This window comes from Nocardiopsis sp. CNR-923, from assembly GCF_001942255.1.
Classification (GTDB): domain Bacteria; phylum Actinomycetota; class Actinomycetes; order Streptosporangiales; family Streptosporangiaceae; genus Nocardiopsis.
On record NZ_MKKC01000006.1, the window covers coordinates 1 to 6269 of the forward strand.

Consider the following 6269-nt stretch of genomic DNA (forward strand, 5'->3'; position numbering starts at 1 on the left):
CTGACATAGAACTCGCTGGGATCACCTCAGTGGCACGCTTGGATGAATTCGGGCCGAGGGACGCCCGTGATTGCGAGCGAGGTTTCCAGACCACTGAGTTCCCGGGGGAAGATCTTGTCTGGTTCATACCAGTTGACCCGAACCCAGGTTCGAGCCAGCGTCGGCATTCCTATGGACGGATTCCTGTTTCCTGGAGTCTGGCCATCACGGTTCAGGCGAACTCCAAGGCGGCGTTCGATCTCGTCGAGAATCTGATCTCGGGAGATCTGTACTCGTTGCAGAGCTTCTGCGCTCCACGCTGTTTCAGTAGTTTGGTACACCGTTGCTCGCTACGTTGTTCGCTAGTAGCTGGGGTTCCCGACACCCTCACAGGTGCAGTCACTCATCTCTTTGTCGCAGTCTCCGCACACCTCACCGGACATAGTAACTTATTCGTAAAACAACACACTATGGTCAGGGCAGAACCTGCCCGTTTCATATGTCGAACTCACACGTGTCGCAGGTGGCCGTGCTCAGCATTCCTTCCGGATGACAGGTGCCCCGGTTCCCGTTCGTGAGACGGACGCGAGAACAGCGTTCGCCTCGCTGTGCCGCATCCCGTACTGACATGTGAGCACCTGGTGGCAGACGTGCGACGGCGGTACCGGCTATGGACGTGAGGAAGGCACGACGGTCCACGGGGTCAGTCTCCAGAGCTTCTAGGGGAACCTGTAGGGCGGCGGCGAGGTGCCGTAGGTGATAGCGGGACGGTGTGCGTCTGCCGTTCTCTCAGCGGGAGACGGTCTCGCGGGTGACGGTGTCGCGCCCGCTCACACGGCACACCTCGGCCGCTAACTGAGACTGCGACCAGCCCAGATGTCCGCGTAGCTCTCGAATCGCTGTGGCCACCCCTGGGGCCACTGGTTTGCCGTGGGGCATGGCTCCGCCCTTCCCGATCGGCTCGCATCGTCAGGGTAAAGGGCGGGACCTTCGCCGTGCCGTGATCGGTCTCGTCTCCTGCTCGGATCGTCACTTCGGATCTCACCCGCCGTGACGGTGCCGGAGGGAGAGCGCGCCCCAGGGCGACCTTTGGCGTCGATCTCGGCTGAATCGGACCCATCGGTGTCCCGTGAACGGAGCTGCCCACGGGACACCGGGCGGGGTGTCAGCGGGTGACGCTGGCGATCAGCGTGACCCACTGGTCGGTGTCGAAGGCCAGCGCGCCGAGTTCGCGGTTCTTGGTGTCGCGCATCTCCGCGCCGTTCGCGTGCTCGCGCACCTCGACGCAGTCGCCCGAACTGGGGCTGTACGTGGACTTGTGCCACATGTTCATCGGCATATTTCTCCTTCCAGGAACCGGCGCGACCGCGCCGGAGGGAGGGCACGCCCCAGGGCGGCCTTGATTCGATCGTGAAGACGGTCGTACTCCTCCATTTCGCCATAGATGATGGCACCTCGGACATGCTCGCTGGCGGCGATCTCGCCACCCTCGGCCAGGTAGAACATCATGAGCGGCGACATGAGGCCGACCAGGAGGTCTTCTTGGGGGATGAGGTGGACCTCGACATGTTTCGTGTCGATGAGTTCCACCAGCCGGGCGGCCTGTTCCCGGCGAACGGTGTCGGGAACGAGGGTGATGGCGGTGACGGGGAACACGGATGTGATGTCTGGGTCGCCGTTCGCGGCCAGCACCTCGTACCGCTTGGCTCGCGCCTTGAGCAGGTGACCAATGCTGGCGGGGGTGAGGAAGTTGCGCCGCATGATCAGTTCCATGTACCCGGGGGACTGGAGCAGTCCGGGCACCACGTGCGGCGACACCAGCTCGATCCGCTGGGCACGCTGCTCCAACTCGGCGATGTCGTGTGCCCACGGCGGGAGTGGCGAGCCGGTCTTGGCCGTCTGCCACGCCCTGAGCAGTTGGCCCCGATAGCCCAGCTCCCTGTCCAGGGTCACGGCTGTCTCTCTGGAAGGCAGGAACTCACCCTTTTCCCACCGGCCGACAGTCGGCCCTACCGCCCCCACCGCGCGCCCCAGCTTTTCCAACGTCCAGCTCCGTGACGTGCGCCCGGCGTGCAGGAGCGTGCAGAAAGATTCGCCGTCCATGCGCTGACCTTAGGCGGACGCACGTATGCAGCACAGGTCCCTTGTCGCGCATTGTGAGCACGCTGTGACATGGGACGCATGACGAAGCCGAACACCCCAGAGCAGTCCGCCCTCAGCGACCTCCGCCAGCGGTATCCCGGCTGGAGAATCCAGCGGGCCTACGACGGCGGCCCCGCCTGGATCGCCGTGCACGGACCCGACGCCGACGACGTCATCCGCGCGGACACGGTCGAGGTTCTGGGGGCACGGCTGCACCTGACGCAGTTCGCGCCCCGACACCGGCCGGAGGCGGAGGCATGACCCGCCACGCGGTCGCCTACGCCGGTCGCTCGCGATGGCTGGTGGACGGGCGGGAGGGCAGCTGGGGCGAGTGCTACCGCTACCTCACCCGGGTCTGCGGGATGCGCCATTCGGCCGTCAACGAAGCCCTCTGAGGGTGGCAGGCTCGCCGATCCCTGGACAGGGACTGTACAACTTAACTTGACAGACCCAGCTCAGCTATGAGCACGTCGGCGGTCTCTGTCATGACGGGCCCGATGGGTGGCGTTGTTCCTGTGCGCTTGGTGGCTCGGGCGACGTTGGCGCACAGCAGCAGTTGGCACAGGCGGCCCGCGCGTGTGGACAGAACGTCGTCGAACCGAACACGGACGTGCTCAGCGACCTCCGGGACCCCCAGGGACGCCGACCACAAACAGGCGGCGTCCCAGCCGCGCGGTGCCATGCCCCAGCTCTCCCAGTCCAGGAGCGTGAGTTCGGGGCCGGTGACGTTGGCGTACCCTAGGTCGCCGTGGGCGCACACCCAGTCCTTCGCTGGGACGTGTGTGTCGATGCCGGTGCCGTAGACCTCCTGGATACGCCGGGTCAGGTGGGCTTGCTCCAGCGCGATGCGCTCGGTGGTGTGGTTGGCGAGGGCACCCAAGGCGGCGTGCAGTTCGGCCCACCACCGGTCCGGCAGACGGGGGTCAGTCGTGATGTCGGCTGTGGTCGAGACGGCGGGAGCGGGGGCGAGCGTGGTCTCCTCGGCTTTCCACACCACGTCGCGATCGCTGTCCGCCCAGGTGGTGGTGGCGACCCACTGAGGGCGGGGCACGCCGTGGATCGCCACCGCAGCTTCGGTCCCGGTCCAGGATTGTGCGTTCATGCGTGCGGCTCGACGCCAGGACAGGCGCACCCACGTTCCGGCATCGGTGACAAATCCTGCACTGCCGTTGACGCGGCTGTAGTGTCGGCCTCGTGGTTGAAGGAACGTCCCAAACTTTCCTGTGCCCGGTTGAGGACGTCCGTGATGTCCATGGCCGACAGATCGTCCAAGGCGGGGCGCGGGTTCGCCGTCTCCTGGGAGGGCATTATCCGGTGGGGTTCCTCTCGGTCCGGGCTCGCAGCAGAGCACGGTAACGCTCGATCACGGCCGGTGAAATGGTCAGAGATCTAGCCTGCACGATGTGAGCCAGGTGGGTGGGGGAACTCGTGCCTACGGCGATCCTTTCCACCTCAGGGATCGCGAACGCTGCTGCCAGTGCCGCTTGGAGCGTATGGGCCTGCTGGCCTGGTGTGAGGAAGAGGTGTGTGTCGACCTTCGACCAGATGGGGTCGTTGGCGTTTCCTCCGAAGGGCGCCATGCCGTACACCTTCTTCGCACCCAACCCGATGGTGAGCCGTTCCGTCGCGTCGAGCACGGGCGCGGGAACGCTCAGCCCAGCACGCACCATGATCACATCAGGTGGGGGAAGCGCCCAGCTTCGCCCAACGAGCTCCTGAGGGCTCCAGGTGGAGATTCCCCACTCACGGCAGAGCCCGTCGTCTCGTATCCGAACCAGTGCTTCGCATGCTGCTTCGAAACCGTCCACGGAGCATTCGGGGTTGTGCAGGAGCACGGTGTCAGGCACGCGCCCCAAGTCATCCACGGTCTGCCGCACGGCCTGACGCAACCGTTCGGGACTCAGGTCGTGGCCCTGGGGGAAGAACCCCACCTTCGTGGTGATCTCGAACTCGTCGAGTGCCTCGCCAGCTGCGGCGGCCAATGCCTGGTGGGAGGAGAAGTGCTGGTAGTTGTAGGCCGTATCCAGCCCCGTCACCCCGAGGTCGAGAGCCCGCCGAAGGAGTTCAGGCTCGGGACCAGATCGGTATAGCCCCAGGACAATCCTTCGGTCAGTGGAGCGCATAGACCTTCCTTGGTCAGGTGAGCAGCCAGCGCCTTCAGGTCAGCGCCGCCGCCGTGGAGGCTGACCGGATGGCCGGACAACAGAAGGCGCAGTCCTTCCTCGGCGCGCGCGTGGAAGATGAGCTTCTTACCACCGGCGGCGACCTGGACGGCTTCCTTGCTGACGGTGATGTTCGGAGGGAACTCGGTCACAGCCACGACCGCCATCTCGTCGAGCGCCCCGAACGATGAGACCAAGGGCATGTGTCGCTGAGGTGGGGCGCTGACGCGGAGTTGGTCCAGGTAGCTGGACGGCGGGTTCGCGCGCACCAAGTCAGCGAGCTTGGACACCAGGTACTCGTCGTTGATGGGGCCGTGTGTGTTTTCCAGGTCCGCGCGGAAGTCCGCATCGGCGCGGGCGGCGTCGGAGAGGAAGTTGGCCCAGGTGACCCCGGTGCGCTTGGTGATCCCGAAGGTCACGTGCAGGGAGTGTCCTTCGTTCCCGGAACCGATGCGGGTCGCGGTATGCCACCAGCCGCGGGGGATGTGCATGACGTCCCCGGCCACCATGGTTCCCGACCACACGACATCCTCGGACGGTTCCACGTTCTGCTCGGCATCGCGATACATGGGCACGGGACGGGAGGGGCCTCGCACTTCCCAGGATTTCTCCCCTGAGAGCTGCACAGCGATCACGTCGTGGTCATCCCAGTGCAGGTGGAAGCCGTCGGTGTCGCCCACGGCCAGGTAGCAGTTGACGGAGACGAGTTCTCCCGACCACCACCCCAGTGCCCGACAGGCCACCTCCATCGTCGGATCGAACGTGTCAACGCTGTCGAGGACGATGGTGCCCCCGTTGTTCAAGATGACCCCGAGCGCGGCCATGTCCGCCTGGCTGACCGCTTGACGGCGTCGGTTGACGACCGTGCTGAGGTAGCTGGAGGGGTGGAGCTCGTTGCCATCGGCGTAGCAGCGCAGCTGGGGGTTGGCCAGGTGCCGGCGCTGAATCGTCTCCAGTAGCCGGTAGGGGGTCATCAGACGGGTCAGCAGGCTCGGATCGGCCAGGGTTCCACGGGCGAACGCGGTGCCCACAGAACCCGGCCCGTCCCAGCCCAGCGCCTTTTCGATACCGGAGACGAGCCGGTGCTCCATGTGGCGGCTCCTAGCCCTTCGGAAGGTTCAGGTCGCGGTTCTCCCCGTCGTCGCCAGCGCTGTTCTGCGAGCTGGTGATGTCGGAGTGCTCCGAGCGCTGCCGGTCGTGGGCGACACCCAGCTGCTCAACCGCGAGCAGAAGACCGTCACTTTCCTGCGGGTTCCGTGCATACGAGGGTGAACTGCTCATGTTGCGTCTCCTTGCCCATGCGGTGGTTGGGGCACGATCGAAGATCGTTCCCCGCTGATCGGCGGAGCGAACTTCCCGTACGGGGTAGAGAGACCTTCCCCTGAGGCCACCATCAGGTGACCGAGGAGAGGATGTGCGCGGTCAACCGTCCCGGGACGGCTCAGTCGGCGACACGTGAATACTGGTTCTGGCACGGATTTGGTGAAGCGCCTGCGGGACCTGACACTTGCCCGCGATGATGCGAGGTGTCCCTCTCCTCCCTCTTCAGCCTGTTCTTCCCCCACCTGGTCGGGCTCGACATCAGCAGGGCGTACCGTCACAGCCACCGTGCACATCACCGCGGCCGCGACCACCCGCGCCGCCCGCTACCCGACATGCGCGACGCCCTCCGGGCGGGTCCACAGCCGCTACGAACGCCGCCTGACCGACACCCCCGCCTCCGTCCAGGAAACCCTCATCCACCTGCACGACCGCAAGTTCTTCTGCGACCACACCGCCTGTGAACAGAAGATCTTCGCCGAACAGGTCCCCGGTCTGACCCACCGCTACGCCCGCCGCACCCCGCATCTGACCGAGCTGCTGACCCATCGGGACTGTACAAGTAGAGGCTCTGTCCCCATTCCGGTGGTGACGTAGGGCATCGTCCTGTCACGCTCGGTTGAGTGTGACGTCAAGGAACTCCTGAAGATCGTTTTCTCCGGTCTG

The 6269-nt window shown here is 65.3% G+C and carries 9 protein-coding genes; 3 read left to right on the forward strand and 6 right to left on the reverse strand.

Annotation, left to right across the window (positions count from 1 at the left end; translation table 11 throughout):
* Positions 1–1144 precede the first annotated feature (1144 nt).
* Together BJF83_RS00200 and BJF83_RS00205 are read right to left on the reverse strand one after the other, a co-directional pair.
* Positions 1145–1312, reverse strand: a complete 168-nt coding sequence (locus BJF83_RS00200) for a DUF397 domain-containing protein (RefSeq protein ID WP_075924693.1) — start codon at positions 1310–1312, stop codon at positions 1145–1147.
* Positions 1309–1932 carry a DUF5753 domain-containing protein gene (locus BJF83_RS00205; protein ID WP_143831729.1) on the reverse strand — a complete coding sequence of 208 codons (624 nt, stop codon included), beginning with the start codon at positions 1930–1932 and terminating at the stop codon, positions 1309–1311. The genes BJF83_RS00200 and BJF83_RS00205 overlap by 4 nt, the downstream gene beginning before the upstream one ends.
* A 228-nt stretch (positions 1933–2160) precedes the next feature.
* Here BJF83_RS00205 and BJF83_RS00210 point away from each other — a divergent pair, with 228 nt between their 5' ends.
* Positions 2161–2382 (forward strand): hypothetical protein, encoded by a 222-nt coding sequence (locus tag BJF83_RS00210; protein ID WP_075924694.1) that lies wholly within the window; start codon positions 2161–2163, stop codon positions 2380–2382.
* Positions 2379–2516, forward strand: coding sequence for a hypothetical protein (locus tag BJF83_RS27265; protein WP_158070312.1), 138 nt, complete (start codon positions 2379–2381; stop codon positions 2514–2516). The genes BJF83_RS00210 and BJF83_RS27265 overlap by 4 nt, the downstream gene beginning before the upstream one ends.
* Positions 2517–2557: 41 nt before the next feature.
* Here BJF83_RS27265 and BJF83_RS00215 read toward each other — a convergent pair whose 3' ends face one another.
* The 4 genes from BJF83_RS00215 to BJF83_RS00230 all read right to left on the reverse strand — a co-directional run bounded on the left by BJF83_RS00215 (position 2558) and on the right by BJF83_RS00230 (position 5564).
* A complete protein-coding gene (locus BJF83_RS00215) occupies positions 2558–3223 on the reverse strand; it encodes an aminoglycoside phosphotransferase (RefSeq protein WP_262391193.1) in 666 nt (221 codons plus the stop codon).
* A gap of 205 nt (positions 3224–3428) precedes the next feature.
* Positions 3429–4157 (reverse strand): aldo/keto reductase, encoded by a 729-nt coding sequence (locus BJF83_RS00220; protein WP_262391194.1) that lies wholly within the window; start codon positions 4155–4157, stop codon positions 3429–3431.
* On the reverse strand, positions 4154–5374 hold the full coding sequence (locus BJF83_RS00225; RefSeq protein ID WP_075924696.1) for a JmjC domain-containing protein: 1221 nt from the start codon (positions 5372–5374) through the stop codon (positions 4154–4156). Before BJF83_RS00225 ends, BJF83_RS00220 begins: the two co-directional genes overlap by 4 nt.
* Positions 5375–5384: 10 nt before the next feature.
* Positions 5385–5564, reverse strand: coding sequence for a hypothetical protein (locus BJF83_RS00230; protein ID WP_075924697.1), 180 nt, complete (start codon positions 5562–5564; stop codon positions 5385–5387).
* Positions 5565–5891: 327 nt separating this feature from the next.
* Here BJF83_RS00230 and BJF83_RS00235 point away from each other — a divergent pair, with 327 nt between their 5' ends.
* Positions 5892–6200, forward strand: coding sequence for a transposase family protein (locus BJF83_RS00235; protein WP_075924698.1), 309 nt, complete (start codon positions 5892–5894; stop codon positions 6198–6200).
* Positions 6201–6269: the final 69 nt, after the last annotated feature.